1 protein-coding gene is annotated in these 975 nt (G+C 66.5%); it reads left to right on the forward strand.

The window, feature by feature from the left end; translation table 11 throughout:
• Positions 1-67: 67 nt before the first annotated feature.
• Positions 68-975: acyltransferase domain-containing protein (locus tag ACLQ2V_RS28090; RefSeq protein ID WP_425721720.1), on the forward strand; the 908-nt coding region annotated here is incomplete at its 3' end.

The following is a 975-nucleotide window of genomic DNA, read 5'->3' on the forward strand; positions in this document are numbered from 1 at the left end:
CCCGCTGGTGGTCTCGGCGCGTTCCGCGTCGGCGTTGCGGGAGTACGCGGGGCGGTTGAGTCCGGGTATGGCGTCGGCTCTGCTGTCGGCGCGGTCGGTGTTCGAGCATCGGGCGGTGGTGGTCGGGGATCCGGCGGCTGGTCTGGCTGCTCTGGTGCAGGGGCGGCCGTCGCCGGGTGTGGTTGAAGGTGTTGCGACGCGTACGGCGCATCGGGCGGTGTTTGTTTTTCCTGGTCAGGGTTCGCAGTGGGCGGGGATGGCGGTGCGGTTGTTGGATGCTGAGCCGGTTTTCGCGGCGGCTATTGATGAGTGTGAGGGGGCGTTGGGTTCGTTTGTGGATTGGTCGTTGGTGGGGGTGTTGCGGTCGGGTGATTTTGGGTGGTTGGGGCGGGTGGATGTGGTGCAGCCGGTGTTGTTTGCGGTGATGGTGGGTTTGGCGCGGTTGTGGGAGTCGGTGGGGGTGCGGCCGGTGGCGGTGACGGGGCATTCGCAGGGTGAGATTGCGGCGGCGTATGTGGCGGGGGTGTTGTCGTTGGGGGATGCGGCGCGGGTGGTGGCGTTGCGGTCGCGGGCGATTCGGGTGATTTCGGGTCGTGGGGGGATGGTGTCGGTGGGGTTGCCGGTGGCGGAGGTGGAGGGGTTGTTGCCGGTTGGTGTGGGTGTGGCGGCGGTGAATGGTGCGGAGTCGACGGTGGTTAGTGGGGATGTGGAGGGGTTGGAGGTGTTGTTGGCGGATGCGGAGCGGTTGGGGGTTCGGGCGCGGCGGGTTCCGGTGGATTATGCGTCGCATTCGCCGCATGTGGAGGAGTTGCGGGAGCGAATTTTGGCGGATTTGGCGGTGATTCGGCCGGTGTCGGGGTCGGTGCCGTTCTATTCGGCGGTGACTGGTGGGGTGGTCGATGGTGTGGAGTTGGATGCGGCGTATTGGTATCGGAATTTGCGGCAGCCGGTGCGGTTCCACGACGTCACGAAGGC

The sequence above is a fragment of the Micromonospora sp. DT233 genome (assembly GCF_049841815.1).
Lineage (GTDB): Bacteria > Actinomycetota > Actinomycetes > Mycobacteriales > Micromonosporaceae > Micromonospora.